General features: G+C 64.4%; 27 protein-coding genes and 1 pseudogene. 12 read left to right on the plus strand and 16 right to left on the minus strand.

Translation table 11 applies throughout. The annotated features are described in order from the left end of the window. Positions 1–116 precede the first annotated feature (116 nt). From ABE434_RS01435 to mntR, 4 genes are all read right to left on the minus strand, one after another. Positions 117–986 (minus strand): EcsC family protein, encoded by an 870-nt coding sequence (locus tag ABE434_RS01435; RefSeq protein WP_346477533.1) that lies wholly within the window; start codon positions 984–986, stop codon positions 117–119. Between the two features lie 73 nt (positions 987–1,059). Continuing rightward, a complete protein-coding gene (gene orn / locus ABE434_RS01440; RefSeq protein WP_176988643.1) occupies positions 1,060–1,629 on the minus strand; it encodes an oligoribonuclease in 570 nt (189 codons plus the stop codon). Between the two features lie 100 nt (positions 1,630–1,729). Further along, on the minus strand, positions 1,730–2,254 hold the full coding sequence (tadA, locus tag ABE434_RS01445) for a tRNA adenosine(34) deaminase TadA (protein ID WP_179458660.1): 525 nt from the start codon (positions 2,252–2,254) through the stop codon (positions 1,730–1,732). Beyond that, entirely contained in the window at positions 2,247–2,705 is a 459-nt protein-coding gene (mntR, locus tag ABE434_RS01450) for a manganese-binding transcriptional regulator MntR (RefSeq protein ID WP_176988641.1), read from the minus strand. Before mntR ends, tadA begins: the two co-directional genes overlap by 8 nt. 241 nt (positions 2,706–2,946) lie before the next feature. Here mntR and ABE434_RS01455 point away from each other — a divergent pair, with 241 nt between their 5' ends. The 4 genes from ABE434_RS01455 to ABE434_RS01470 all read left to right on the plus strand — a co-directional run bounded on the left by ABE434_RS01455 (position 2,947) and on the right by ABE434_RS01470 (position 4,339). Beyond that, a complete protein-coding gene (locus tag ABE434_RS01455; RefSeq protein ID WP_346477534.1) occupies positions 2,947–3,561 on the plus strand; it encodes a TlpA disulfide reductase family protein in 615 nt (204 codons plus the stop codon). Positions 3,562–3,670: 109 nt separating this feature from the next. Further along, positions 3,671–3,865: a hypothetical protein gene (locus tag ABE434_RS01460; protein ID WP_346477535.1), complete on the plus strand. Its 195-nt coding sequence runs from the start codon at positions 3,671–3,673 to the stop codon at positions 3,863–3,865. 54 nt (positions 3,866–3,919) lie between these two features. Further along, on the plus strand, positions 3,920–4,099 hold the full coding sequence (locus ABE434_RS01465; protein ID WP_346477536.1) for a hypothetical protein: 180 nt from the start codon (positions 3,920–3,922) through the stop codon (positions 4,097–4,099). A gap of 60 nt (positions 4,100–4,159) precedes the next feature. After that, the gene (locus tag ABE434_RS01470; RefSeq protein ID WP_346477537.1) at positions 4,160–4,339 is read left to right on the plus strand and encodes a hypothetical protein; all 180 of its coding nucleotides are present in this window, start codon (positions 4,160–4,162) and stop codon (positions 4,337–4,339) included. Positions 4,340–4,387: 48 nt separating this feature from the next. Here ABE434_RS01470 and ABE434_RS01475 read toward each other — a convergent pair whose 3' ends face one another. Genes ABE434_RS01475 through ABE434_RS01490 form a run of 4 tightly spaced genes read right to left on the minus strand, consistent with a single transcriptional unit; the run spans position 4,388 to position 10,018 of the window. Then, complete coding sequence (locus tag ABE434_RS01475) at positions 4,388–5,506, minus strand: hybrid sensor histidine kinase/response regulator (protein ID WP_346477538.1); 1,119 nt, start codon at positions 5,504–5,506, stop codon at positions 4,388–4,390. Continuing rightward, on the minus strand, positions 5,503–6,087 hold the full coding sequence (locus tag ABE434_RS01480; RefSeq protein ID WP_179458656.1) for a chemotaxis protein CheB: 585 nt from the start codon (positions 6,085–6,087) through the stop codon (positions 5,503–5,505). The genes ABE434_RS01475 and ABE434_RS01480 overlap by 4 nt, the downstream gene beginning before the upstream one ends. Beyond that, entirely contained in the window at positions 6,087–6,935 is an 849-nt protein-coding gene (locus tag ABE434_RS01485) for a CheR family methyltransferase (RefSeq protein ID WP_346477539.1), read from the minus strand. The genes ABE434_RS01480 and ABE434_RS01485 overlap by 1 nt, the downstream gene beginning before the upstream one ends. After that, positions 6,908–10,018 carry a response regulator gene (locus ABE434_RS01490; protein WP_346477540.1) on the minus strand — a complete coding sequence of 1,037 codons (3,111 nt, stop codon included), beginning with the start codon at positions 10,016–10,018 and terminating at the stop codon, positions 6,908–6,910. The genes ABE434_RS01485 and ABE434_RS01490 overlap by 28 nt, the downstream gene beginning before the upstream one ends. A gap of 154 nt (positions 10,019–10,172) precedes the next feature. Here ABE434_RS01490 and ABE434_RS01495 point away from each other — a divergent pair, with 154 nt between their 5' ends. From ABE434_RS01495 to ABE434_RS01510, 4 genes are all read left to right on the plus strand, one after another. Then, a complete protein-coding gene (locus ABE434_RS01495; protein WP_346477541.1) occupies positions 10,173–11,330 on the plus strand; it encodes an ATP-binding protein in 1,158 nt (385 codons plus the stop codon). Next, positions 11,323–11,691 carry a response regulator gene (locus tag ABE434_RS01500; protein WP_121037386.1) on the plus strand — a complete coding sequence of 123 codons (369 nt, stop codon included), beginning with the start codon at positions 11,323–11,325 and terminating at the stop codon, positions 11,689–11,691. Before ABE434_RS01495 ends, ABE434_RS01500 begins: the two co-directional genes overlap by 8 nt. Before the next feature lie 110 nt (positions 11,692–11,801). After that, positions 11,802–13,586 (plus strand): sensor domain-containing phosphodiesterase, encoded by a 1,785-nt coding sequence (locus ABE434_RS01505; protein WP_346477542.1) that lies wholly within the window; start codon positions 11,802–11,804, stop codon positions 13,584–13,586. A gap of 69 nt (positions 13,587–13,655) precedes the next feature. Further along, complete coding sequence (locus ABE434_RS01510) at positions 13,656–13,910, plus strand: DUF1653 domain-containing protein (protein WP_346477543.1); 255 nt, start codon at positions 13,656–13,658, stop codon at positions 13,908–13,910. Positions 13,911–13,946: 36 nt separating this feature from the next. On the opposite strand, the gene ABE434_RS01515 is transcribed toward ABE434_RS01510, so the two are convergent. Continuing rightward, entirely contained in the window at positions 13,947–14,942 is a 996-nt protein-coding gene (locus tag ABE434_RS01515; protein ID WP_346477544.1) for a GAF domain-containing protein, read from the minus strand. A 155-nt stretch (positions 14,943–15,097) separates the two neighbouring features. On the opposite strand from ABE434_RS01515, the gene ABE434_RS01520 reads away from it, so the two are divergent. Further along, positions 15,098–15,397 carry a hypothetical protein gene (locus ABE434_RS01520; RefSeq protein ID WP_346477545.1) on the plus strand — a complete coding sequence of 100 codons (300 nt, stop codon included), beginning with the start codon at positions 15,098–15,100 and terminating at the stop codon, positions 15,395–15,397. Positions 15,398–15,411: 14 nt separating this feature from the next. On the opposite strand, the gene ABE434_RS01525 is transcribed toward ABE434_RS01520, so the two are convergent. Continuing rightward, positions 15,412–15,543 (minus strand): hypothetical protein, encoded by a 132-nt coding sequence (locus ABE434_RS01525; protein ID WP_346477546.1) that lies wholly within the window; start codon positions 15,541–15,543, stop codon positions 15,412–15,414. A 380-nt stretch (positions 15,544–15,923) separates the two neighbouring features. Between ABE434_RS01525 and ABE434_RS01530 the strand changes: the two genes are divergently transcribed. Together ABE434_RS01530 and ABE434_RS01535 are read left to right on the plus strand one after the other, a co-directional pair. Then, positions 15,924–16,544: a hypothetical protein gene (locus ABE434_RS01530; protein WP_346477547.1), complete on the plus strand. Its 621-nt coding sequence runs from the start codon at positions 15,924–15,926 to the stop codon at positions 16,542–16,544. After that, the gene (locus ABE434_RS01535; protein WP_346477548.1) at positions 16,541–17,860 is read left to right on the plus strand and encodes an XVIPCD domain-containing protein; all 1,320 of its coding nucleotides are present in this window, start codon (positions 16,541–16,543) and stop codon (positions 17,858–17,860) included. The genes ABE434_RS01530 and ABE434_RS01535 overlap by 4 nt, the downstream gene beginning before the upstream one ends. A gap of 548 nt (positions 17,861–18,408) precedes the next feature. Here the strand turns inward: ABE434_RS01535 and ABE434_RS01540 are convergent. Continuing rightward, positions 18,409–19,014, minus strand: a complete 606-nt coding sequence (locus ABE434_RS01540; RefSeq protein WP_346477549.1) for a DUF4189 domain-containing protein — start codon at positions 19,012–19,014, stop codon at positions 18,409–18,411. Positions 19,015–19,211: 197 nt separating this feature from the next. On the opposite strand from ABE434_RS01540, the gene ABE434_RS01545 reads away from it, so the two are divergent. Further along, positions 19,212–19,373: a hypothetical protein gene (locus tag ABE434_RS01545; protein WP_346477550.1), complete on the plus strand. Its 162-nt coding sequence runs from the start codon at positions 19,212–19,214 to the stop codon at positions 19,371–19,373. A 39-nt stretch (positions 19,374–19,412) separates the two neighbouring features. Here ABE434_RS01545 and ABE434_RS01550 read toward each other — a convergent pair whose 3' ends face one another. The 5 genes and pseudogenes from ABE434_RS01550 to ABE434_RS01570 all read right to left on the minus strand — a co-directional run bounded on the left by ABE434_RS01550 (position 19,413) and on the right by ABE434_RS01570 (position 26,076). Next, a complete protein-coding gene (locus ABE434_RS01550) occupies positions 19,413–19,952 on the minus strand; it encodes a DUF4189 domain-containing protein (protein WP_346477551.1) in 540 nt (179 codons plus the stop codon). Between the two features lie 45 nt (positions 19,953–19,997). Beyond that, positions 19,998–20,899: pseudogene (locus ABE434_RS01555) on the minus strand (type IV secretion system protein). 671 nt (positions 20,900–21,570) lie between these two features. Next, positions 21,571–22,692: a type IV secretion system protein gene (locus tag ABE434_RS01560; RefSeq protein WP_346477690.1), complete on the minus strand. Its 1,122-nt coding sequence runs from the start codon at positions 22,690–22,692 to the stop codon at positions 21,571–21,573. Between the two features lie 70 nt (positions 22,693–22,762). After that, complete coding sequence (locus ABE434_RS01565; RefSeq protein ID WP_179458646.1) at positions 22,763–23,632, minus strand: hypothetical protein; 870 nt, start codon at positions 23,630–23,632, stop codon at positions 22,763–22,765. Further along, positions 23,629–26,076, minus strand: a complete 2,448-nt coding sequence (locus ABE434_RS01570) for a VirB4 family type IV secretion/conjugal transfer ATPase (RefSeq protein ID WP_346477552.1) — start codon at positions 26,074–26,076, stop codon at positions 23,629–23,631. Before ABE434_RS01570 ends, ABE434_RS01565 begins: the two co-directional genes overlap by 4 nt. Positions 26,077–26,137: the final 61 nt, after the last annotated feature.

Consider the following 26,137-nt stretch of genomic DNA (forward strand, 5'->3'; position numbering starts at 1 on the left):
GAATCCTTGATCGGGGGGCGCCGCCGAAGCGGTGATGCCGACAAGGATGGGGACCGCACCGCCCGCTCAACAGCCCTGCGGCGGCAAAACAGTTGTGCCGCCCGTGCAACGATCGATCAGGTACGCTCGGCCGCCAGCATCGAGTAGGCCGCGCGCACGGTCTCGTAGCCGTAGGTACGTTCCAGCCGGCGCACGATGAAGTGCCCGCGCGCGACGTCCTGGTAGTAGTCGGTGAACATGGTGTTGAGCGTTGCACCGGCCACCGCCCCTACGATCGGCACCGCCTGCGCGGCGAACTTCTCGGTGACCACCACGCCGAAGCGCGCGGCGACCTTCTCCACGAGCTTGGCCAGCCACTTGCCGGCCTCCTTCGGGGTCAGCCCGATCATCACCGGGCTGCCGCCGACCGCGCGCCCGGCCAGCTCGGCGGAGAGGTGGCGCATCACTTCGGCGGTGAAGCCACGGGTGATGTAGTAGCCGGTCTCGCTGGCGTCGTCCTTGCCCGAATTACCGCCCAGCGCGAACACCTCCAGACAGGCGTGCCGGGTGCTCATGTCACGCAGGTCGAAGCCCTCGCTGCGGGCGACGTCGGCTACCGAGCGCATCATGATCGTGGTCGACACCGGCAGTTCGATGAACAGCGTGGTGAACCCGAACGCGCCGCCGACTGCACCGGAGGTGGCTGCGGCCAGTTTGTGCCAACGGGTGGAGGCCGCCTTGCCGGGCGTGTTGTCCATCGTCCACAACGCGGCCTGGGCGGATTTGAACAATGCCGCCTCGACCGCACCATGGATGCGGCGCGATACCGAATCGGGCAGCCGCTTGACCGCGAACTCCAGCGGCGAGCCGATCAGGTTCGCCATCTTGGCGGTCAGCGTGGGCGATTCCAGCAGGTCCACCGCTCGCTGCAGATCGCGCCAATCCTGCGAGGTCGGCAGGATCGAGGACGACAGCGGCGGCGGTTGCGGCGAGGTGATGGCGTTCATGGCCGCGATCATAGCGCCGCCGATGTCTAGCGCTTGTTGCCTCGCCTGCCGGTGGCTGAATGCTCCGGTAGGCTCAGGCCGGCAGGCCCGACAGCGCGCCCATGAACTGCCGGTAATGGCGCAGCTCCGCGATGGAATCGTGCACGTCGCTCAGCGCGGTATGGCTGGCGGTCTTGCCGACGCCGGCGGCGACGCCCGGGGCCCAGCGCTTGGCCAGTTCCTTGATCGTGGAAACGTCCAGGTTCCGGTAGTGGAAGTACTTCTCCAGGCGCGGCATTTCGCGGTGCAGGAAGCGACGGTCCTGGCAGATCGAATTGCCGCACATCGGCGAGGCACCCGCCTTGATCCACTGCTGCAGGAACGCGATGGTCTGCGCCTCGGCCTGGCCCAGCGTCACGCTGCTGTCGACCACGCGCTGCCACAGGCCGGATCGGCGATGCTGGTTGCGGTTCCATTCGTCCATGGCCTCCAGCCGCTCGACCGGATGATGGATCGCGAACTCCGGACCTTCGGCCAGCACGTTCAACTGCGCATCGGTCACCACCGTGGCGATCTCGATGATGGCATCGTTGTCGGTGTCCAGACCGGTCATTTCCAGATCGATCCAGATCAGTCGCTCGCCTTCTGCGCCGTTGTCCGCCATGTGTTCGCCTTGTGCTGGGTCGCCGCCTGCGCCGCGACCGGGAATGGATAAGGCCCACATGATACCGCCAACGCGTCACGAGCCTGTCGCTGCGGCGCCCTTACTCCAGCAGCAGCGGCGGCTTGCCGCGCTTGGCGCGGAAGTAGTTGGTCAAGCGGGTGCTGGCATCCTTGGCCAGCACGCCGCCGTGGAGCTCGACACGGTGGTTGTGCCGCGGGTCGCCGATCAGGTCGAACACACTGCCGCAGGCACCGGTCTTGGGGTCGGTCGCCGCATACACCAGCCGCGCCACGCGTGCATGCACGATCGCCATGGCACACATCGCACACGGCTCCAGGGTGACGTACAGCGTGCTGCCGATCAGCCGGTGGTTGGCCAGCGCCCTGCCCGCCTGCCGCATCGCCACGATCTCGGCGTGCGCGCTGGGGTCGTGGTCGGCAATGTTGAGGTTCCAGCCTTCGCCGAGCACGGTGCCATCGGCACCGACCAGCACCGCGCCGACCGGAATCTCGTTGAACTCACGCTCGGCACGCTCGGCCAGGCCCAGTGCATGGCGCATCCAGTGCTCATCCTGGTCGTGCACCGGCACGCCCAGCGGGGGCGGCGGCGCGAGGCGCTCAACCATGGCCGTTGGCCTTGCGCACGAATGCCTCGAACGCGGCCAGGGTGGCCTCGCTGACGTGGTGTTCGATGCCTTCGGCGTCGCGGCGCGCCGAGTCGGCGTCCACGCCCAATGCCAGCAGGAACTGCTCCACGGTCTGGTGGCGGGCACGCATCTCCACCGCCAGCTGCTCGCCGGCCGGGGTCAGGAACACGCCACGGTACGGTCGCTGGATCGCCCAGCCCTCCTTGACCAGGCGCTTGAGCGCCTTGGCGACCGTCGGCTGCGCCACCCCGAGCCGACTGGCGATGTCCACCTGGCGGGCCTCACGGCCATCAGCGATCAGGTCCGCGATCAGCTCCACATAATCCTCGACCAGCTCGGACCGGCGCGCCTCGCGCACCTGCACGAAGCCCTCGACGTGCACCTGGGCATCGATCAGGGGCGTGGTGGCTTTACGGCTCGACGACGGCATGGTGGCTCCAGCAATGGCCGGCGGCGAAGGGCTGCGGCGCCCGGACAGTTTACCTCACGGGGGTTTGCGACTGGCTGGGGCGGTCCGGCGGGTGCGGCACGCCCCCGTTCCGCTGATAGACCGCAAACGGAATGAAACCGATGTCTCATTCACAGGCTCTGGTGTTTGACAAATGATTTTTGTTGCCGGATATATACCCCACCTACTCAGCCATGGACCCGGCCGAAGGCCAAGGAGCAGCATGGACGCATCCGCGCTACGCAAGTACGGCAGCTTCGCTCTGATCATCGTATTGGCCGCCCTGATGACGGCGCTGGCCGTGCAGAACCGGCAGCTCCGCCAGGAGCAGGCACTGCTGGTGAGCAAGGTCGAACAGATCTCCAAGGCCGCCCACGGTCTTCCGGAAGGCGCGCAGCCTGAAGCACTGGACACCACCGCACTGGACGGCCAGGCGGTCACCCTCGCCGGCCCGGCCAGCGGCCGCCAGGTCCTGTATTTCTTCTCCCCGGCCTGCAGGTACTGCCTGGCCTCGGTGCCGCAGATCCAGGCGCTGGACGCCGCCGGCCGGAACAATGGCAACCGCGCCTTCGAGATGCTCGGTGTCAGCCTGCCGCCCCATGAAACCGCTGCGGACTACGCACGCCAGCATGGGTTCGACTTCCCGGTCGTCAACGATACCGATGACCGGATCCGGCAGCGCTACACCGCGACCATGGTGCCGATGGTGGTGGTCATCCAGGACGGCAAGGTGATCTATCGCCATGTCGGCCAGCTCAAGGACAGCTCGGTCAATGCCATCACCGGCGCCTTCGTGGTGCACGCTGCGCGCAGTGCAGTGCCCGCCCCGGCAGGCTGATGGCCCTCTGACGCCGCTGCCCGGCGGCGCACCCAAGGTCTGTCCGCACCGGCTCACGGGGCGGATCGACAGTTCGTCGGCTTTCCTTCCCATTCCGAGGAGTTGAACGATGACGTCGAAACACACGCTGTCCCTGCTTGGCGGCCTCGCCGTCGCCGGCATGCTCGCCTTCGCTTCCGCCCAGGCCTTCGCCACCTCAGCCACGCCCGCGGCGTTGTCCGGCTGCAAAGCCGCGCCGCACTGCGACTACGGCGCCAATCCGGACGGCACCTGCTGCCCGCTGACGGATCCGCCGGCCCGGTAAACCGCCTCGCGCACCACCCGTTGCATCCGCATGATCCACAACAGGAGAAACACCATGAAGTCCAAGAAATTCGTCTCGGTCTTTGGCGGTATCGCTGTTGTCTGCGCCTTGGCGTTTGCTTCGAGCCAGGCGGTGGCAACCTCCAGCCAACCGAAACAGCTGGAGGGTTGCCCCTACAAGCCTGGCTGCACCTATGGCGGGCATAGCGAGATCCGCTGCTGCCAGCCGGTGTAACACCCCCGCCGCATCCACACGCTCGACCACCCGCATCATCCCCTCAAGGAGAGAGTAACCATGACATCCAAAAAACTGCTGTCGGCCTTCGGTGGCATTACCCTGATCTGTGCACTGGCGTTCGCCTCCAGCCAGGCGGTGGCCACCTCCAGCCAGCCCACGCCGTTGGCGGGGTGTGAAGAGCAGCCGAGCTGCACCTATGGCGGGCACGGCGTGCGCCTCTGCTGCGATCCGCTGTAAACAAGCACTCGACCATCCCGGCACACTGCCGGGATGGTTCCGCCGCGATCAGCGCGGCCTGCGCTGCAGCAGGGTTTCAAACAGGACCGTGCCGTCCTGGTTCGCGGCCACCAGCGTGCCGCCATGCGCGCGCGCGAACTCGCTGGCGATGAACAACCCCAGCCCCAACCCGCGGCTGTCGTGGAAACTGGCTTTGAACGGTTCGAACAGACGCGGCAGCAACGCCTCGGGAATCTGGCCGGCATTGCGCACCTGCAGACGCAGCGGCGCGCTGCGCTCACCCTCCAGGCGAACCAGCACGGGTGCATCGCCGCCATGCAGCACCGCATTGCCGATCAGGTTGGACAACAACTGCGCCAGCCGATCCGGATCGCCCTGCAGGTGGGCATCGCCCTGGACCTGCAGCTCGATGCGCGCCTGAGGATGCGCACGCCCGATCTCGGCCACGACCGTTGCGGCCACGTCGGCCAGATCGCACTCGGTGCTGTACAGGCGCAACCCGCCGGTACGGATCTTCGAGAAGTCCAGCAACTGTTCCACCATCCGGGCCATGCGCTGGGCACTGTTCTCCAGGTGGCCGAGCGTGCGCTGGACCTGGCTGTCGTCGGGCAGGTCGAGCGCCAGCTTGTCGGCGCACAGCAGGATCGAGGCCAGCGGCGTGCGCAGATCGTGCGTGAGCACCGCCATCATCGTTTCGTTGAGCGTGAGCGCATGCTCCAGCGCCTCGTTGCGCGTCTTGAGCAGCTGCTTCTGCTGGTAGAGCTCGATGAACACATTGACCTTGCTCATGATCACCTGCGGCTCGATCGGCTTGTGCAGGAAATCGACCGCCCCGGTTTCGTAGCCCTTGAACGCGCGCACGGGGTCGTTCGGCGAGGCGGTCAGGAAGATGATCGGCACATCGCGGCTGCGCTGCGAGCCGCGCATCAGTTCGGCGAGCGAAAAGCCATCGATCTCCGGCATGTGCACGTCCAGAAGCGCCAGCGCCACCTCATGCTCGAGCAGCAGTTCCAGCGCCTCGGCGCCGGAGGGCGCGCACAGAATCTCCAGGCCCGGGCGACGCAGCAGCGCTTCCATCGCGACCAGGTTCTGCGGAATGTCATCGACAATCAGCAGCTTCACGCAATCGGTGGTGGCAGTCGACCCGGCGGGCTCGATCAGGTTCATCGGGTAAGACCTTTCATACGCGTGCAGATGGAGGTGAGCGGGAGTACCGCATCGGCACCGGCGTGCGCCAGGGCCGAAGCGGGCATCATCGAGGAATAGGCCTCCTCAGGGCATTGGATCCAGGCTTCGCCACCGGCGTGGCGCACGGCGGCAACACCGTCACTGCCGTCGGTACTGGCCCCGGTCAGCAGGATCGCCAGCACGCCATCACCGAACACATCGGCAGCGCTTTCGAACAGGGGATCGATCGCGGGGCGGGAGAACAGCACCGGCGGATCGACCGACAGCGCCAGCGTGGCACGGTCCTCGACCAGCAGGTGGTAGTCCGGCGGCGCGAACGTCACCGTGCCGGGCTGCAGAGGCTGTTTGTCCTCGGCTTCGCGCACCGGCAGCGGGCAGCCGGCGTCGAGCAGGTCGGCGATGCGGCTGGGACGGTCGCGCGGCAGATGCAGCACCACCAGCACCGGCAGCGCCAGCGCCGACGGCAGCGATGACAGCAGGGCCTGCAGCGCACTGACGCCGCCGGCCGACGCACCGACGACCACCAGGTCGAACCGGCTGCGTTGCGATGCCGCGCTCATCAGGCCAGCTTCCGGTAGAGACGCTGTTCGCGCGCACAGGCTTCGAACAGGTCCGCGTGCGCGCCGAACTGCAGCGACTCCTTGCTGCCCAGGCCGAGGAAGCCCCGGTGCACCAGCGCCTCATGGAACAGGCCGATGGCACGGTCCTGCAACGGCCGCTGGAAATAGATGAGCACGTTGCGGCAGGACACCAGGTGCACTTCCGAGAACACGGTATCGGTCGCCAGACTGTGGTCGGCGAACACGATGTTGCGCTTCAGGCGACGGTCGAACACCACGCTGCCGTAGCCGCTGCTGTAGTAGTCGGAGAGCGATCCGGTGCCGCCGGCGGCCAGATAATTGCGGCTGAACTGCGCAAGACGATCCAGCGCGAAAGCGCCGGACTCGGCCGCCTGGAGCGCTTCGGGATTGATGTCGGTGGCGTAGATGATCGCGCGGTCAAGCAGGCCTTCCTCATGCAGCAGGATCGCCAGCGACCAGACCTCTTCGCCGGTGCTGCAGCCGGCGATCCACAGTTTGATCGACGGATACGTGCGCAGCACCGGTACCGCATGCTCGCGCAGCACCCGGAAATACGGCGGGTCGCGGAACATCTCCGAGACCTGCACGGTGAAGTACTGCATCGCCTGGGCGAACGTGTCCGGCTCGTGCAGCAGCCGGTGCTGCAGCGCGCCCATGGTCGGGCAGTCGAAGCGCGCCATGGCATGCCGCATCCGCCGCCGCAGCGACGCCAGTGCGTAGTCACGGAAGTCGTAGTGGTAGCGCTGGTAGACCGCCTCCAGCAACAGCTTCAACTCCAGGTCGAACAACTCCGTTTCATTCATCGGCGCGAGCACCACACACGGCACAGCGAGACCAGCTTGTCCACGTCGATCGGCTTGGCGATGTAGTCGTTGGCACCGGCCTGCAGGCAATGCTCGCGGTCATCGGGCATCGCCTTGGCGGTCAGCGCGATGATCGGCAGGTCGCGCCAGCGGTTGTCCGCGCGGATCTCGCGCATGGCGGTCAGCCCGTCCATCTCCGGCATCATGATGTCCATCAGCACCAGGTCGATCTCCGGGCGCAGCTTCTCCAGCGCCTCGCGACCGTTGCGGGCGATGTCCAGGGTGACACCGAGCGGCTCGAGCACGCTGGACAGCGCGAAGATGTTGCGCACGTCGTCCTCGGCCAGCAGCACGGTGCGGCCATCGAGCACCGCATCGCGGCGGCGCGCCTCGCGCAGCAGGCGCTGCTGGTCGGTCGGCAGCGAGGCCTCGACACTGTGCAGGAACAGGGTTACTTCATCGAGCAGGCGCTCGGGCGAGCGCGCGCCCTTGATGATGATGCTCTTGGAATAGCGGCGCAGGCGCTGCTCCTCATCGCGGGTCAGCGCGCGGCCGGTGTAGACGATCACCGGCGGGAACGCCACGGCCTCGTTGCCGGCCATGCGCTCGAGCAGGTCGTAGCCGGTGCCGTCGGGCAGCGCCAGGTCGGTGACCATGCAGTCGAAGGTCGATCCGGCCAGCTCCGCCATCGCCTCGGTGATGGTGCCCACCGCGGTGATCTCCAGCTGGTCGCGGCCGAGCAGCAGCTGCAGGTTGGAGCGCAGCTCACTGTCGTCCTCGACGATCAGCAGGCGGCGCATGTCGCGCTGGCTGGTGGCCTCCAGCTGCTGGATCGCCCCGACCAGGCGCTCGCGCGTGGCCGGCTTGATCACATAGCCGATCGCACCCAGCTCCATCGCTACCTGCGAGCGCTCCAGCCCGGACACCACGTGCACGGGGATGTGGCGCGTGGCCGGGTCGCGCTTGAGGCGCTCCAGAACGCTGAGCCCGGAGACGTCGGGCAGGCCGATATCGAGCAGGATGCCGTTGGGCCGCAGTTCGGTCGCCAGGGCCAGCGCCTCCTCGGCCGTGCCGGCGACCACGCAGTCGAAGTCCAGTTCATGCGCCATCGACACCAGCGCGCTGGCGAAGGTCGCATCGTCTTCGACCACCAGGATCATCCGGCCCGCGCGACTGCGACGGCCGCGGTCATCGATCACCTTTGCCGCCGGCGTCGGGGCCGGCGTCGACCCGGCATGCGCACGGCCGAGCGGCGCGGCGGCGGGCAGCGACGGGGCCGCGACGGCCGCCGGGCGGACGTCATGCACGACGTGCTGGGCACTGCCGGTGCCGCCGCCAGCCAGCAGCGGCAGTTCGAGGGTGAAGCAGCTGCCGCGGCCCGGCTCGCTGGAAACGGAGATGCTGCCGCCCATGCGGGCGGCCAGATCGCGCGAGATCGACAGGCCCAGCCCGGTGCCACCATAACGGCGGCGGGTACTGCCATCGGCCTGGCGGAACGCTTCGAAGATCACCGCGGTCTGCTCTTCGGGAATCCCGATGCCGGTATCGGACACGGCGAACTGGATCCGCCCTGCCCCGGCACTGCGCACCTTCAGCGACACGCTGCCGTGCTCGGTGAACTTGACCGCGTTGGCCAGCAGGTTCTTGAGGATCTGCTGCAGGCGCTGGCTGTCGGCCAGCAGCTGGGTCGGCGCATCCGGCGCGGCGCTGATCTCCAGGCTCAGGCCCTTCTGCACCGCCATCGGCTCGAAGGTTTCCTTCAACCGCTGCAGCACGCTGGAGACGGCCAGGTTCTCCTCGACCAGCTCGACGTGGCCGGCTTCAATCCGCGACAGGTCCAGGATGTCGTTGATGAGCGCCAGCAGGTCGTTGTTGGAGGAGTGGATCGCCTGGGCGTACTTGACCTGCTCGGCGGTCAGCGTGCCGTCCTTGTTGTCGGCCAGCAGCTTGGCCAGGATCAGCGCGCTGTTGAGCGGCGTACGCAGCTCGTGGGACATGTTGGCCAGGAATTCGGACTTGTAGCGCGAGCTGGCCTCCAGCTCGTTGCTGTTCTGCACCAGCTGCGCCTGCGCCAGGAGCAGGGCCTGCTGGCGCGACTCCAGCTCGTGGGTGCGCTCTTCAAGCTGCACATTGGTCTGCTCCAGCTCGGCCTGCTGCTGCTCCAGGTTGGCCTGGGAATGCAGCAGGCTGCGGCTCTGCTCCTCCAGTTCCTCGTTGGCCACGCGCAGCTCTTCCTGCTGGGTCTGCAGCTCTTCGCTCTGGCGCTGGGTTTCCTCCAGCAGTTCCACCAGCTGGGCATTGAGCAGCGACGCGCGCAGCGCGATGCCGATCGGCTCGGCGCACTGCAGCAGCAGCGCCATCTCCAGGCCGCGTGCGGGCGATACGCCGGCACGGCCCAGCTCGATCACGCCGATCACCACGCCATCGGCGGTGATCGGTCCCAGCAGGCGCTGGTGCACGGTGGTGCGGCCCAGCGGCGTGTCGATATCCAGCGGGCTGTCGCTGTCCTCCAGCCGACGGGCACGGCCCTCACGGATGATCTCGCCCCATTGCCCTGCATTCGCCGGCAGCGTCTCCGGCAGCTGCGACGGCAGCGCGGCGCCACCGACCAGCACCAGCCGCTCGCCCTGCAGGCGGTACATCGCGCCGACATCGGCATTGAGCTGCGCGCACAGCGCGCGCATGGCCGCTTCGGCCAGTTCACGCGGGGTGGGATCCCCTTGCAGGCTGGTGCCGACCACGTTCTCGCCGGCCTGCAGCCACAGCGCGTCGGCCGCTTCACGGCGGGCGCCGATGGCCTTCATCACGGTCAGCGCCATCATCAGGAAGGCGACGCCGCCGATGCTGCGGTTGACGAAGGAAAACGCCGAATTGCTGCTGGCCGGCGCAACGTTGTAGCCGACCGCCAACAGGATGCAGGACCCGATCGCCACCAGCAGGGGCACTTCCATGCGGCGCTGGAACAGCGTGATGCCCACCGCCATGAAGTAGGTCAGCCAGACCGCATAGCCCAGCGGCACCACCATTTCCGTGCCCAGCGTGGCCGCCATCAAGGCGGCCGACGCAAGCCAGATCCAGCGGTCACGGGCGGTAGGCGCAGAATTCATGCCATGTTCCAGCGTAAAAGGGGGCTGATGGTACCCGAAGCGGTAAACGGCTGTTAAGCGCCAGAAGTCAGCGCGTTTGGCGCACGTTCTTGACACTTTCTTCACACCATGGCCCCTACGGTTCGGTCCCTTATCGGGGGAGTCGATAACCGTCGTGGTCCAGGCCGTATCCAGCGTTGCACCGCTCGCCGACGAAAGCCGGCAGCTGAAGCTGTTGATCGACAACGTGAGCGATCACGCGATCTATCTGCTGGATACGCAGGGCAGCATCTGCAGCTGGAACCGCGGCTGTGAACGGGTCAAGGGCTATGACGCCGAAGCGGTGATCGGCAAGTACGTCGGCCTGTTCTATACCCCCGAAGACCAGCAGCTGGGCGTGCCCCAGCAGGCGCTGGAATACGCCCGCGACCATGGCCGCTTCGTCGGCGAAGGCTGGCGCGTGCGCCGCAACGGCGAGCGGTTCCGGGCCGGCGAAGTGATCGAGCCGGTCCGCGAGGATGGCTGCCTGCTGGGCTTCGTCAAGGTCACCCAGGATGTCACCGAGCGCTACCAGGCCCAGCGCCTGCTGCAGGATGCGCAGCGCGCGCACGTGCAGCAGCGCCAGCTGGACAATGTCGGCCGGCTGACCCGGGGCCTGGCCCATGAATTCAACAACCTGCTGACCACCATCGGCAACGCGCTGGACCTGATCGCCCTGCGCCCCGGCGCCGACGGGCGCACCCAGGAGCTGGTGGACCTCGCCCAGGCCGCTGCCGACCGCGGCTCGCTGCTGACCCGCCAGCTGCTCGCGTTCTCCGCGGATCAGACCCTGGTGCGCGAACCGGTGGTGGTGCAGGATTTCCTGCGCGATGCCCTGCCCGTGCTGCGTCGCGCCTGCCCGACCGGCATCGAGGTCCACCTCGATGTGAACCCGGATCTGCCCCCGATCGTCACCGATGGCGTACAGTTGCACAGCGCCGTGTTGAATCTGGTGCTCAATAGTGGCGAAGCGATGCCCCAGGGCGGCACGGTCACGATCACGGCCGAGGTCGAACAGCGACTGGCACCGGATCTGTCCCAGCCCATGCGCCGCAACTATGTCGCCATCGCGGTGACCGACCAGGGCAATGGCATGCCCCCGGACATCGCCGCGCGCGCCAGCGAGCCGTTCTTCACCACCAAGGAAATCGGCAAGGGCAGCGGGCTGGGCCTGAGCCAGGTCTTCGGCTTCGTTTCCCAGTGCGACGGCTTCGTCGACGTACAAACCGCCCCCGGCCGGGGTACCACCGTCCGCCTGTTGTTACCTGTCATTGAGGAAGTCGAGCATGTCTGAGCCCCTACGCGTATTGATGGTCGAAGACCAGCAGGACCTGCGTGAACTGATCGGCCAGGCGCTGCAGGACTTCGGCATCGAAATCCACACCGCCGACGACGGCCCGGCCGCGCTGCGCCTGATGCAGGATCCCGGCGGGTTCGATGTGGTGTTCAGCGATATCAGCATGCCCAACGGCATGAGCGGCGTGGAGCTGAGCGAGCACGTTGCCGACGTGCTGCCCAATGCGCGCATCATCCTGGCCTCCGGTTACGCACGCTCGCAGCTGCCGCCGCTGCCCGAGCATGTCGAATTCCTGCCCAAGCCGTATCGCCTGCGCCAGCTGGTGACGTTGCTGCAGTCCCCCGTCGCGCCCTGCTGAGCCGGCGCACCGCCGCCAGCGTGAACGCTTCATCCGTGGCGACCCTGCTTCACGCCGGTGCTGCAACCCACCCCGGATAGTGAGGGTGAAGTCGGGACAGGGTGCGGTACATGCAGGACAGAGCTGAGGATCTGGATCGGATCGCGTTGATCGAAGCACTCAACGTGATGGACCCTGCGTTGGGGACGGCGCTGGACCCGATCACCGAACTGGTGGCCTTTACCTTCGGGGTTCCGATCGCGCTGGTGTCCATCTTCGATGCCGTCCACCAGCACATCATCTCGCGCGTCGGTCTGGCGCTGACCCGTAACGAACGGCATGCCTCGATCTGCGCGCTGGCGTTGGGTGCCGCCGACGTGCTCCAGGTCGCCGACCTGCGCCTCGACCCGCGCTTTGCCGACCACGCGCTGGTCACCGGCCCCGAACAACTGCGTTTCTACGCCGGCGTCCCATTGATCACCAAGGCGGGCATCGCGCTCGGCACGCTGTGCATCATGGGCCGCGAGCCGCGCCGGCTGTCCGCAGAGGAGCAGCTGCAGCTGCAGACGCTGTCACGCGTGGTGATCGCGCAGATGGAACTGAAGATGTCGCTGGGCCGCCGCGAGCAGGTCAGCGGCCTGCCCAACCGGCAGCAGTTCCAGGCCGATCTCAACGCCCTGTCCCGTGGCGGCGAGGCGCGCGCGTTCACGGCGGTGCTGCTGGATGTGTTCGATCTGCAGAGCGCCAACGACGCCGGCCAGGCGCTGGGCATGAAGCCGGTGGAAACCCTGCTCCGCCAGGCGGCGCTGCGCGTGCAGGACGTGCTGCGCGATATCGCGCAGGTGTACCACGTGGGCCTGACCCGGTTTGCCTTCCTGCTGCCGGAGCAATCGCATGACCAGACCGAGGCCCTGCTTGATCGCCTGCGCGTACGCATGCGCCGGCCACTGATGGCCGGCAGCATTCCGATGTCGCCGCAGTTCCACGCCGGGGTCTGCGACTTCCGCGCCGTTCCAGAACAGGCGGCCGATCTGATCCGCAAGTGTCTGGTCGCCATGCATCACGCCCTGCAGACCGACGCCTGCCTGTGCTGGTACTCGCAGGAACGCGACGATGCGCTGCGCCGTCGCTACCGGCTGGCCTCGGACGCCGGACGCGGCCTGGCCCAGCACCAGTTCAGCCTGGTCTACCAACCCCGATTCAATCTCATCGACGGGCTGCCGGTCTCGGCCGAGGCCCTGCTGCGCTGGACCCATCCGCTACTCGGTCCGGTCAGCCCGGGCGAGTTCATTTCGGTCCTGGAGCGGACCGCGCTGATGCCCGCGATCAGCCGCTGGGTCATCGACCACGCCCTGGCCCAGGCCGCGCAATGGCAGCAGAGCGTGCCGGGGTTCAGCCTGTCGCTCAATCTCTCGCCGCGCGACTTTGACGACCAGTGTGTGTGGAGCGTGCTGTCCGAACGATTGGACGCGCATGGGCTGGCACCCGGCCTGGTCGAGATCGAAATCACCGAGGGGCAGTGGCTCAACCACCATCCCGCGGCGCTGCCACAGCTGCGGGAGATGGCCGCCGCCGGCGTACGCATCGCCATCGATGATTTCGGCAGCGGCTACAGCAACTTCGGCTACCTCAGCGAGGTGCCGATCAGCCATATCAAGATCGACCAGACGCTGGTCACCGGGCTGGCGCGTTCGCGTACCGCACGGCTGAAGGTCGAAGCCATCATCAAGCTGTCCCGGCAGCTGGGGTACCGCACGGTCGCCGAAGGCGTGGAGAACGAGGCCGAACTGTCCCTGCTGCGTCTGTGGGGCTGCGACGAAGCGCAGGGCTATCACCTCGCCCGCCCGATGCATCCCGACGCGGTGCTGCAGCTGGTCAGCGCCTGCCGCGCCGGTCCCCTGCCGGATGCGGGCTGACGCTGCCACGCCGCGACGCCGCCTGCAGCACGGGCGATAATGCGCGGCCCGCCCCAGTCACTGCCGACCATGTCCGATCTCGCCCCGTTGCCCATCCTGCCGCCCGGCCACTACCGCCACTTCAAGGGCGGCAACTACGAGGTGATCGGGGTCGTGCGCCACAGCGAAACGCTCGCACCGATGGTGCTGTACCGGCCGCTGGACGCGGACATCGGACTGTGGGTCCGCCCGTTCGAGATGTTCGTCGCGCAGGTGGAGGTGGAGGGCCAGTGGCGGGCGCGCTTTGCGCGCGTCGAATGGGCGGATGAGCGGCTGAACGGCTGAACGGCGACAGCGACGCCCATCGCGGTTGCGGCGCGATCAGCTCGCCGCAGTCTGTCGCGCGTCGACCAGTACACGCAGGCGCGCGGTCACCGCGCGGAACGGCTCCGGCAGCCTCGCCGCCTCCAGGGCATCGACCTGGCCCGACAGCAGCGACAGCGCCTCGCTCACGCTGACCACGTCCTGCCCAGCGTCCACGGCCGCCTCCGGCACCTCCAGATGCGCGCCGATGACGCCCGCCAGGACTTCGAACGCTTTCACCGTGGCTGCGTCGAGCTTGGACGGTTGCGGGTCCAGCGCGCACAGGGTGCCGTGGAAACCACCGTCGCGGCGGAACATCGGCACCGAGATGTAACTCTCGAATCCGTACAGCGCAGGCGTGGGATGGCGGGAGAACACCGGATGGGTGCTGGCCTGGTCGAACTGGACCAGATGGCGATGCTCGCGGATCTCATCGCAGATGGTGGTTTCCAGCACGAGGTCGTCGCCCGGCCGCAGGCCGAAATCCAGGCGATCATGCACGGCGCAGGCCGTCCAGCGATCCGCGGTCACCCGCGCCACCGCGACGAAGCGCATGCCGGTCATCGCACTGGCCAACTCCAGGATGCCCGGCACGGCCGGCATCGCCAGCAGCGCCGCGATATCGTCCAGGCGTGGATCCGTCGAGACCGTCGGTTCCGCCACTGGCGCCGAGCCCGGGCCGCCGTCCTCCAGCGGGTTCTCCATGGCCGCCAATCGGCGATCCAGCGCCTTGGCGTTGACCTCGTTGAACAGGCCGCGCACGGCCGCCGACAACGCGCGCGCGTCCTTGATGATGCCCACGAAATGGATGCCCTGCCCGACCAGGCGGATCTGCTCGACGCCATGGTCCACGCGCAGGGAGGGCCACGCCTGGCGGTGCAGGATGCGCATCCAGTCGCTGGGCGGCGTTTCATCGAGAAGCGCGGTCACGATCACCCGCGACGGCGCCGATCCGACCGGTAGACCGGGCAGATCAAAGCCGATGAGCGCTGGAAAGCCCGTACTGGTAGACATCACAACCCCTATGCGGCCTGGCGCAGCCATCGACAGCTGGTGGCTTTGAAGCGAAATTGTCGCACGAATGAGCGAGACTGGCCGTGAGCGGACGCTGCTCCGCCCGCCGGAACGCGCCCACAGCGGCAGCGGATATCATTCGGACGCCGCTCGTCGTGATCGATTCGTTGATTGCTTCGCCGACGGGCGCAGGATGCACCCTCTGCCAAGAACAAGGAACGGACTTCATGGGCTCAACGGGTCAGGGTTTTTCAGTGTTGGTCGGGATTCTCTGGGCGCTGCTCGGACTGCTCTGGATCTTCGTCCCCTTCGCCATCTTCGGGATCAAGGGCCTGCTCAAGCAGATCGTGGCCGAACAACGGCGGACCAACGAGATTCTCAGCCGCGTCCACGGCGATCGCCTGCCGCCGGCGTCTCCCGAACCCCAGCCGTTCCGGGTCGGGCCGTATCCGTGAGGGTCCGCCGATCGTCAGCGCCGGTGCTGGCCTTCGCCGGCGCCGTTTCGCCCGCCGCAGTCTGCTGCTTGCGTTGATGGGCTGCCGTGCGGGGTGATGCCGGTCTTGCGAACAAGGCCGTCAAATTTTCGACGCATTTCGCGCATTCTGAACAAATCCTGCCTCGCTCCCCCCCTATACTCGGGCCTCGTCACCATGGAACGGAGACTTGATGTCCCCCTGCTCCCTGCAGACTCCCGACACGCCCGGCCTGATCATCCGCACGGCCCCGGCGGCGGCGCCGCATGTCGCCATGCGAACCGCCCCCCTGTACGCGGGCCCCCTGTACGCGGGCATCGCCGGACAGACGGATTCCCCCGACGCTGGCACAACGGCTCCCTGCCCGTTGCCGCCTGCTCTGTGCGGCATCCCCGCACCGCCCCACCCGCCTTCCACCCCTGTCAAACGGAGACCGGCCGTGCACCGTGTCCTCAAGATCTGCCTTGTCACCCTTCTGATCACCGCCTGCAGCCGTACGGAGAACACCATGAGCCAAGACCTTTCCACCGCCGCCGCTGAGGCCGATGTCGAACACGGCGGACGCGGTCTCGCCAAGCTCAATCCACAACCGCGCCAGGCCTATGACGTGGTCCTCAAACTGCACAACGCCCCGGGCCCGTTCGAACGCATCGAAGGCGTCGCGCAGTACGACGTCACCAACGAAGCAGAGTGCGGTCGCATCAACCCGGAAACCGGCACCGCCGGGCGCATCACCAGCCAGGAGCCGCTCGCGCTCAAGCGCGTCGCCGACGATGAGTACCACGGCACCGTTTACCTCGACCGGATGCTGGACGAGGACTACTACGGGCGTGGCGTATGCCAGTGGAAATTCAGCGGTACGGGTGCCCTGCTCAAGGCCACCGGCGCGCATGAGGAAACCCGTTTTCTGACCTTCATCGATGCAGACCGATTCACTGCGGGCGATACGCTGACCCGTCACTACCCGGCCAGGGACTATCCGCGTGCCTCGCCGGTGGAAGGTCCATCGGGCATCACTTCGATCGAAGACTATCCGGCCAGGGGCAATGAAGATCCCACCGTATTCGTGCCGGAACTGCGTGACGCGTTGTTCTCGATCTCGTTGTCCGCCAAAGAGGCCAAACAATGACTATTCCCAGCCAGGATTACGCGGCGATCTCCGATGACGCGTACAAGGATCGAGCGGTAGGACGTCGCGCACCTGGCGAGGAAGAGCCGGTCACGCTCAACGGCCACCGGTACGTGGTGCTTGAACATGTCAACAACACCCGCAACGGCTATCAAGGCACGGTCTACCAGCGTGTAGACACCAATGAGATCGTGGTATCGCACCGCGGCACCGAGCAGATCCTGCTTGATGCCGTACTCACCGATGGCACGATGGTCACCGGGCGCACCAATCTGCAGGCCAAGGATGCGATCGCACTGACCGAGAGGGCCATGGAATATGCGATCAAACAGGGCAAGGACGTTGGGCACGCCCCGGAAGTGACCGTCACCGGCCACTCGCTGGGCGGCACGCTGGCCCAGATCAGTGCGCACCACTTCGATCTCAAAGGCGAAACCTTCAATGCCTTCGGCGCGGCCAGCCTGAACTACCGGATTCCCGAAGGTGGCAACAGGATGATCAACCATGTCATGGCGGCCGATCCGGTCAGCGCCGCATCGCCGCATTACGGCCAGGTCCGCATCTACGCCAGCCCCCAGGAAATCAAGACCCTGGAGGCCTCCGGCTTCAGCAACAGCAGGTACAACGCGCTGATCCCCGATCGCCCCGTGATCGCCGCCGCCGCATCGCTGGGCTCGCACAAACTGGGCAACTTCCTCGACAGCGGCTCGGTGCTGGGTTCCGAGCAGGCCAGGACCCTGGCCAATACCAATGCCCGAATGATCGACGAATATCGCGACGACATCGGAGAACGCCGCGCCGCGACCACCGTCATTTCGCGCGGTACGGTCGGTGGCGCGGTAGACCTGATCGACACCCTGCGCGGCCCGCTGCCGGCAGGTGAACCGGCCCGGCGCGAGGCCGAGAAACACCAGAACAGCCACACCAGTCTGCGCATGGACGATGCCCGCCATCCGGGCCATCCCCTGTTCAACGACGCACAGCGTGGCGTCTACGCCCAGGACACCCGCGTGGGCCGCACTCCGGATCAGTCCAGCGACCAGCTCGCCGGCAGCCTGGCTGCGCAGATGCACGCCGCCGGCGGCAAGCGCATCGATCATGTGCTGATGAGCAACGACGCGGCCAACACCTTTGCTGTGCAGGGCAACCAGAACGACCCGGCCCACCTGCGCGTCACCGTCGACACCCTGCTGGCCATGAACACGCCGTTGGAACAGAGCAGCCGCAAGGTGGAAGAACAGGTCAGCAGCCAGCGCCAGGAACAGGAGCGCAGCCAGGAACAGGTCCAGAGCAACAGCCGCACCATGATGGGGTGAGGCCGCGCCACGGCACGACCGCAACAGCCATCGCCGGGACGGGATGGCTGTTGTTGTTTGGGCAACGACCATTGCAACCTGCAGGCTCCCGGAATCGACATCTGGCGCAAGCACGGCGCACAACCTACAAACGACTGAGAGATTGCTGCCGTGCCGAGGTGTGCCTCCGATCACCACATTTCCGGCGCATTTTTCGCTTTGCACCGCTCAATTGCGAGACGTTTGGCTGCATCGATGGTTTCCAAGCCGTTCGCAGCACCAATCAGCTCAGACCCTGGAGATTGCGCAAGCGCCCCCCAGGTCTTTATCCACTGCCCCGTAGGCCTGGGTGCAACAGGAGCTGGGCCGCTTGTCGCAGCTCCTCTCTTCGCTGGAATAGGCGCACACCCTTGCACTCCCTGGCCACCGACTGGGTAAAACCCAGAAGGGCAATTTCCCTCAGCATACGCAGCTTAGGCAAAGCCAAGCGCAAGAAGAAACAGCACAGAAGCGATAAAGTGGCTCATGTCGGAATTGGCAGCAAACATCCAAATCCAGATGATGAAGAATCAGTACTTCTTGAAGTAGGGCTCAGTGCAGTCTGCATATACCTCTACGCAGCTTCCTGCTTCATCATTCTTGCAGGACTTTGCAGCCGCCTCCTTGGCTACATCGAGTGTGGGGCCACGCCCGATACCGGACTGTCCTTTGCCGGACCGTCCACTCGGTATTACCCAGGACACACACTGATTGAAGTATGCAAGAGAGACTGAACAATCACGAGCGCCACGATCTGCGCATTTCCCTAGCGCCTCACGCTCCGCGTCCTGCCTGGAGAACTTCGCGGTCGAGACTCCTGCATCCGACGTCGCCTTTGACGCCGCAATTGCACCCCATGTCTTAATCCACTCTCCGGTTGGAACAGGAGCTGATGGCACGGCAGCAGCCGAGGATGACGTATTCCCTGAGCCCGGAATTGGTGCGCACCCCTGAACTCCTTGCCCCCCTATCGGATAATAGCCGCGCGGGCAGTTTCCTTCCGCGCGTACCCCAAGGCTCGCGCTGGCTAAAGCGACCACCAATAGTAAAACTAAAGCCATTTTTGGGGACATACTGCCTCCTCCACAGACTGCCATATGAATTGCAACCTCAAGTGTTGCCGGATGACGGGGCATTACCCCTGAGTCCAGTTGGAGAGCTTGCAGGCTCAGAACCGGGCGAGAACCTTGGCATAGCGACAGGACCAGCACTATCTGCCCTATCAATTTGCTTAGCGGGCGCCGACGGTGTATAGGACCCCGCCGCACCCGGCGGCTGCCCCTGCGGGCCAGGCTGTGCTCCAACGCCCGAACCACTAATCTGCGAGTACGCCATGAAGCTGCCCAGCGTGCCCTGGAAGTACATCGCCGCCATCGGCGGGGCGGTCAGGATCAGCGTGGTCAGGATCAACGTCATGCCGCCCTGCTGCAGTACGCTGCTTGATTGGGTCGCATGCTATGCGGAAATTCATACGACAGACGATACCAACGCATGAATTTCAGAGCGCAAGCTCCGGTAACTGTTCGGTCAATCGCTAGCGGTACGGGCGAAACTCTGAAAGGCTGCATGCCGAGTAGACGATGCTGCAGCTCTGCCCTCCTTCATACTCTGTGCATCGCTTCAGAGCATCCTCCTGCGCGAGCTGCTCTGTGGCCGCGGAATTGGCGGAAGATCTCCCTACGCTTCTTTTCATGACATTTTCCGTCTTTGGGTCTGCGATGGCGACACATTGATTGAAATAGGCGATTCGAAGCTTGCATGACTTCCCACCCATCTTGGTGCATTGCCCAACCGCAGCGGAAACAGCCTCTTCCTTAGACTTCCTCGATGTAGAGACGCCCGTGGTCATGGATCCGCTGTCTTCGGCGACGGCCCCCCACCGTGTCTCCCATTCGCCGGATGGCACCCGAGCGGCAGGTGCGGACTGCTTGCCCCCTGCACTAGATTGAGGAATTGGCGCACAACCTTGGACACCCTGCCCACCAATGGGATAAAAACCTGGAGGGCAGTTTCCCTCGGCCAGAACCCCTCCTGACTGAAGCGCCAGAATGGCAAGCACGATCCACTTTTTCATCTACCCTTCCTCATGAACCGATCAGACCCTTTCAGGAGCTGTAACTCAATCACGATTTGCATTGCCCATTTTTCCGGTAACCGGACTGCTATCAGCAGAACCAATATTTCGAGGCATACTATCCTGCCCCATCGCAACCGGAGCATCAGACCCTGCTCTACTAGAATTTGTGGTCTGAGGCGGCGTATAAGACCCCGCCGCACCCGGCGGCTGCCCCTGCGGGCGCGGCTGTGCTCCAACGCCCGAGCCACCAATCTGCGAGTACGCCATGAAGCTGCCCAGCGTGCCCTGGAAGAACATCGCCGCCATCGGCGGGGCGGTCAGGATCAGCGTGGTCAGGATCAGACCCATGCCGCCCTGCTGCAGCGCCATACTGGTCACGCCGTCGGAGAAGTCCTGACCGATGAGCTTGCCCAGTGCGGCACTGGCCCAGAAGGCCCCCGCCACTTTGGCAACCATCTTCATCGCGATTGTGGTCATCACTGCCAGTACCGCCATGGAGAACATCGTTCCTATCCCGTACAACAACCATTTCTGGAAAAGCTGCTTGGTCTGATCAAATAGCAGGCATAGGATGAACAGAGGGCCAAAGCCGATGAACAAGGCCAACGCCACCTCGTACAACAGCAGCATCGAGCCGGCGGTTACGGCCGGCCCCCCGGTACCCAGGCCGACAAACCACATCGCGCGAGTTTTTGCGCTGTCCAGGGTCACATCGCCCATCACATCCAGCGCATCGACCGCCGACAATGCAATCTGCATATAGCCCAGATTCTTGTCGATCAGGTCCTCCGGCGATTCGTCCTTGCCCGTAATGACGTAGCTGATCTCGTTCTTCACGTCATTGATCAGGAAGCCATGAAGGTCTTCGCCGAACATGGCCATGCTCGTGGCCACCGACACGATCAGCGCGACGTGATGCGGGCCATGTTCTTGATCGATAACATCAACGATGCTTCCTCTTTTGCCGATGGCGCAAACGCAGCTATTACTTCACCTGCATCGCCGACCCTACAGCTCAGAACTTCTCGAATGTCGGTTCGGCACAATCTGAATAGAAGACCTCGCATGCGCCGCCAGCTGGATCAGAGCATTTCCTGTTTGCAGCTTGAGTCGCAATCTTCAACGTCTGACCGGTCCCCATCCCACTTCGAGCTCCTCTAGCCTTTGTGCGCGGAACCACCCAAACAAAACACTGATTGTAGTAAGACATCAAAACCGAACAATCCGTTGCACCTTCTTCCGCACATTTTTCAAGCGCAATCTTCTCCGCCCGAGTCTTCGAGGCTTGATCAGTCGCCGACCCAACCCATGATGTCGAATCTGAACCTGCAACTGCCCCCCAGGCATCATGCCAGCGTCCAGTTGGACTGGGGGGAGTCGGAATGCTGGCAGAGCCTTGACTAGAGGAAGATGAGCCGGGAATAGGCGCACAGCCCTGTACACCCTGCCCCCCAATCGGATAGAAGCCCGGTGGGCACGCACCTTCCGCTCGGAGGTTCGCTGGCAATACCATTGATAGGGCCAGCAAGAACATTGCAGAAAGAATGCGGTACATGTTCCAACCTCCTGAAACGCAACTGTTAGAAAAATCGGTCTTCACTATTCAGCCATCCGATCATTCAGATGCAGCCAGGCCGCGAGAGCCCGACCCTTGGGATGAAACCGGCGAGTTGCCACCAGACATCCGAGGTGCCGCAAAGGACTCTACTTCACGACTATTGGTATTCTGTGGCGCTGGCGGCGTATAAGACCCCGCCGCACCCGGCGGCTGCCCCTGCGGGCCCGGCTGTGCTCCAACGCCCGAACCACCAATCTGCGAGTACGCCATGAAGCTGCCCAGCGTGCCCTGGAAGAACATGGCGGCCATCGGCGGGGCGGTCAGGATCAGCGTGGTCAGGATGAGACCCATGCCGCCCTGCTGCAACGCCATACTGGTCACGCCATCGGAGAAGTCCTGACCGATCAGCTTGCCCAATGCGGCACTGGCCCAGAAGGCCCCCGCCACTTTGGCAACCATCTTCATCGCGATTGTGGTCATCACTGCCAGTACCGCCATAGAGAACATCGTTCCTATCCCGTACAACAACCATTTCTGGAAGAGCTGCTTGGTCTGATCAAATAGCAGGCAGAGGATGAACAGAGGGCCAAAGCCGATGAACAAGGCCAACGCCACCTCGTACAACAGCAGCATCGAGCCGGCGGTTACGGCCGGCCCCCCGGTACCCAGGCCGACAAACCACATGGCGCGGGTTTTTGCGCTGTCCAGGGTCACATCGCCCATCACATCCAGCGCATCGACCGCCGACAATGCAATCTGCATATAGCCCAGATTCTTGTCGATCAGGTCCTCTGGCGATTCGTCCTTGCCCGTAATGACGTAGCTGATCTCGTTCTTCACGTCATTGATCAGGAAGCCATGAAGGTCTTCGCCGAACATGGCCATGCTCGTAGCCACCGACACGATCAACGCGGCGCGGGCCATGTTGGTGACCAGCACCATCATCGAGTCGCGGCTCTGGCCGGTGGCGATGCGGAAGCCCTGGATGAGCACCCACAGCGTCATCAGGATCAGCGCGATCGCACCGACCCACTTCATCATGCGGCCGAGCAACTTGATGCCGAACTCTGCAATCTCCTTGTGAAGGTAATCCAGGATCAGCCTGAAAAAGAAGAAATCGCCGACCGACGCCTGCGCCTGCAGGTCCTGGAGCCATTGAAGCGGCCCGTGGCCGAACATGGCGTGCACCATCCCTAGAGTCATAATCTCACCCAATATTGTGTCGGCCCGCGTTCAACGGTGTCCGTGATCAGTTGGACAGCGCCGCTTTCAGCGCGGCCGTCTTCACCGCAGTGCCCAGTATGTTGGGGGCCTTGCTGCCCCTGAGAACCCGCTCGGCCAGCATCCGCTGCTGCCGGGTGAGAATGTCGATGTGTTTGTCGTACAGGCCCATCTGCTGCTCCCATTGGTCAATGGCGGCAGTCGACTTGGCGATAGACAGGGTCGTATTGCTCAGCACCTCGTTCATCGGGCCCTCGTCCTCAAAGCTGGTCAGGGCACGGATCTCGGCGATCTTGTTGAGCACCTGATTCATGTTGGGCAGGCTCTCCTGCAGGACCTTGACGGTCTCGTTGTACTTCTGATTCTCGATGACCTGGATCATGCTGCAGATGGTGCGCTGCTGCGCGCGGATGTCCCCCTGCGGGGAGAACGAGCCGATATCCAGTGCCTGCATCACCCCTTGGAAACTGAACATGCTGGAGGTCCCGCACTTCTCGGCGACATTGAAGTCGATGGGAACGGGCTTGAGAGTAGGAGTAACGGGCATCAGAGGCGATGCGATGATCTGCTGGAACCGTGCCATCTTCTGCGCCCAGTTGGCCAGCGTCTTGGTGAAGCGCCAGGCCTGGGTGCCGTATTCAGCAGCTGACTCCATCTGCGAGTACAGCGTATTGACCTGCGTGTAGGTCAGGTTGAACAGGTTGGCGCCGACCTCGACAACGGGCAGCGTATAGGCCTGCACCGGGGCGGCCAGCATGGCCGCGCACGAAACGCTCAGCAAGGTCGCGCGCGCACGCGCGTACATGGCTCGGGGCTTTTGGGCTCGCTTTGCAGTATCCATTGTCTTCTCCATCGAATTCGAACGGCGATATTCCTTCAGCTCAACGATCGTTTTCATGCGGCTGCCTCCTGGCTGCCCGGGGCCGGTTTTCCCGAGCCTTTCCGCCTGCGGTAGAACTCGCTGAGCCATTGCTCCGGCGTCAACTCTGACTCGAGCACCTTCTCACGCGCTGCCGCATCGGACAGCACCCGGTGCATGATGTCGATGTTATCGGTGGATGCCGAAATCACCGACAGGATGTCATCCATGCCACGCAGGTTGAGCTGGCACACGCTCGATGCATGCCCCTGCTTGACCAGGAAGCATCGCGAGCGTTCGTCCAGCGCGGTCACCACGCGGAACTCGGCCTCGGTCAGCTTCAGACCATCCATGTAATCGCTCTTGCTGGCATTGGGATTGGGCAGCAGGATCAGGGTGGCGGTCTGCTCGATCAGCGCGGCGGAGATATCGCTCTTGAGCGCGTCTTCCGGGCTCTGGGTGGCGAAAATGCCCATGCCGTTCTGTTTACGAATGGTCTTCTGCTTGTTCTTGGCGAACTCTTTCAGGCCACCCTCGCCGTCCAGGATCTTCCAGAACTCGTCCATCACGTAGATCAGGCGCCGCCCGTCGATCAGCGATTCCAGCTTGTGCAGCAGGTAGTTGATCACCGGCACCCGCACTTCGGGGTTGTCGATGATGTCGGTGTAGTCGAAGCCGATGATATTGGCCCGGCTCAGGTCGATGGTATCGACCGGGTTGTCGAACACCCAGCCCAGCGAGTTCCCCGAGGTCCAGCGGCGCATGCGCGCGTACAGGCCGTCGTCGCCCATGTTGGGCAGGCTTTTCTGGAAGTTGGTCATGCTGCGCAGGTGCATCGGGGTGTCGAGCATGTTCTCCACGCCGCGGAAGATGTCCTCTTCCTCGCGCGAGCTGTACTCGCGCTTGCCGGCCAGCACCTTGATCAGGTCGGACAGGAACTGCACGTTGGCTTCGTTGCGTTCGCACTGGAACGGGTTGAAGCCGGTGGCCGCGCCATTCTCCAGCGCCAGATAGTTGCCCCCGCAGGCACGCACGAAGATCTCCGCACCGCGGTCCTTGTCGAAGAAGAAGATGGTCGGCGATGGGTCGTACTTCTGCACCTGGCTGAGCAGGAAGTTGATCAACGCGGTCTTACCGGTACCGGACTTGCCGATCACCATGGTGTTGGCGATCGCCTTCTCACCCAGCGAGTTTTCCGACGGGTGGGTGGCGTGGAAATTGAAGTAGTACGGCTGCCCGTTGGTGGTCTGCAGGGTGGTCACGCAGTCGCCCCACGGGTTGTTGTGCTGTTTGCCGGTAGCGAAGTTGTGCAGCGGCGACAGGCCCAGGAAATTCAGTGAACTCAGATTGGCCAAGCGCGTCCGGTAGCGCCAGTTGCCGGGAATCTGCGCATAGAACGACGAGGTGACGGCCAGGTCTTCCTTGACCGAGATGAACCCGGCGTTGGAGAGTTCTGCACGCGTGGCCGCTACGTTCTGCGAGAGCTTGGCCTGGCTGTCGCCGTACACGGCGATGGTGTAGTGGTACTCGCCCAGCACGAAGTTGCCCGAGGACAATTGGTCCATGGCCTGGTCCAGCTCGATGATCTGACTGACCGCCTTGTCACCGGAAGAGATCATCATGCCCTTGGTGCGGTCCAGCACCTTGAGCGCGTCCTGGCGGCCCATCGGGCTGAACGAATGGGTGGACACATACTCGAAATCAAGATACTTCAGGCCGTTGAGGATGCCCGGATAGGTTCCTTCAGCGTATTCCTTGATATTGAGGATGGCACCGAAGTGATTGACGCCGTTGGGTGTGGCGACCACGAAATCGCCGGTCTTGGCCGAGAACATGTGGCGGCTGACCGGGAGGTAATCCTTGATCGGCGCAGAGAGCACGGGGACCGGCTCGTCGATGCGGTTGATCAGATAACCGAAGAATTCCAGGGTCTCGGAGAACACGATGCCATTCTTGGCCTCATACATGCCGAGGCGATACGGTGCGTAGTCGCGGATGACCGCTTCCACGTTGCCGGCCAGTTCCATCAGCTTGTCGATGGCCTGCTCCTGCTCGGCCTGCAGCTTGGAGACATTGGCGGATTTCTCGACGAAACGCTTACCCCCCACCACCGGGCGGTAGATCATGGTCAGGTACAGCTCGTTCTGCATGATCCGCTGCGAGGACAGCATCCCCATGTACTGGTCGGACACGTCCTGGTTGAACGTCTGCTTGAACGAGCTGCGACTCTTCAACGTGCGACGGCGGCGCAGGTCATGGACCCAGAAGGCCACGTTGACGAAATCCGGTGCGCGCAGCGTCTGCAGCAGGCGGTTGAAGGTGTTGTGCTTGTGTTCCAGCTCCCATTCTTCGCGCCCGACAAAGGGCAGACCTTCCAGATGCCAGGTCAACAGGTAATCACCGCCCGTGGTTTTGACCACGTTCGCCGAGACGTGCGATGACAGCGGGATGAACTCTGCGATGGAGGTGTCGGGGCTGAACATGGGACTGCTTCCGTAGAGGGTACTGCGACATTTCCAGGACAAACCGGGCAGGCGGCTGCCT

It is taken from the genome of Stenotrophomonas sp. TWI1183 (assembly GCF_039673115.1).
Taxonomy (GTDB): domain Bacteria; phylum Pseudomonadota; class Gammaproteobacteria; order Xanthomonadales; family Xanthomonadaceae; genus Stenotrophomonas; species Stenotrophomonas maltophilia_AA.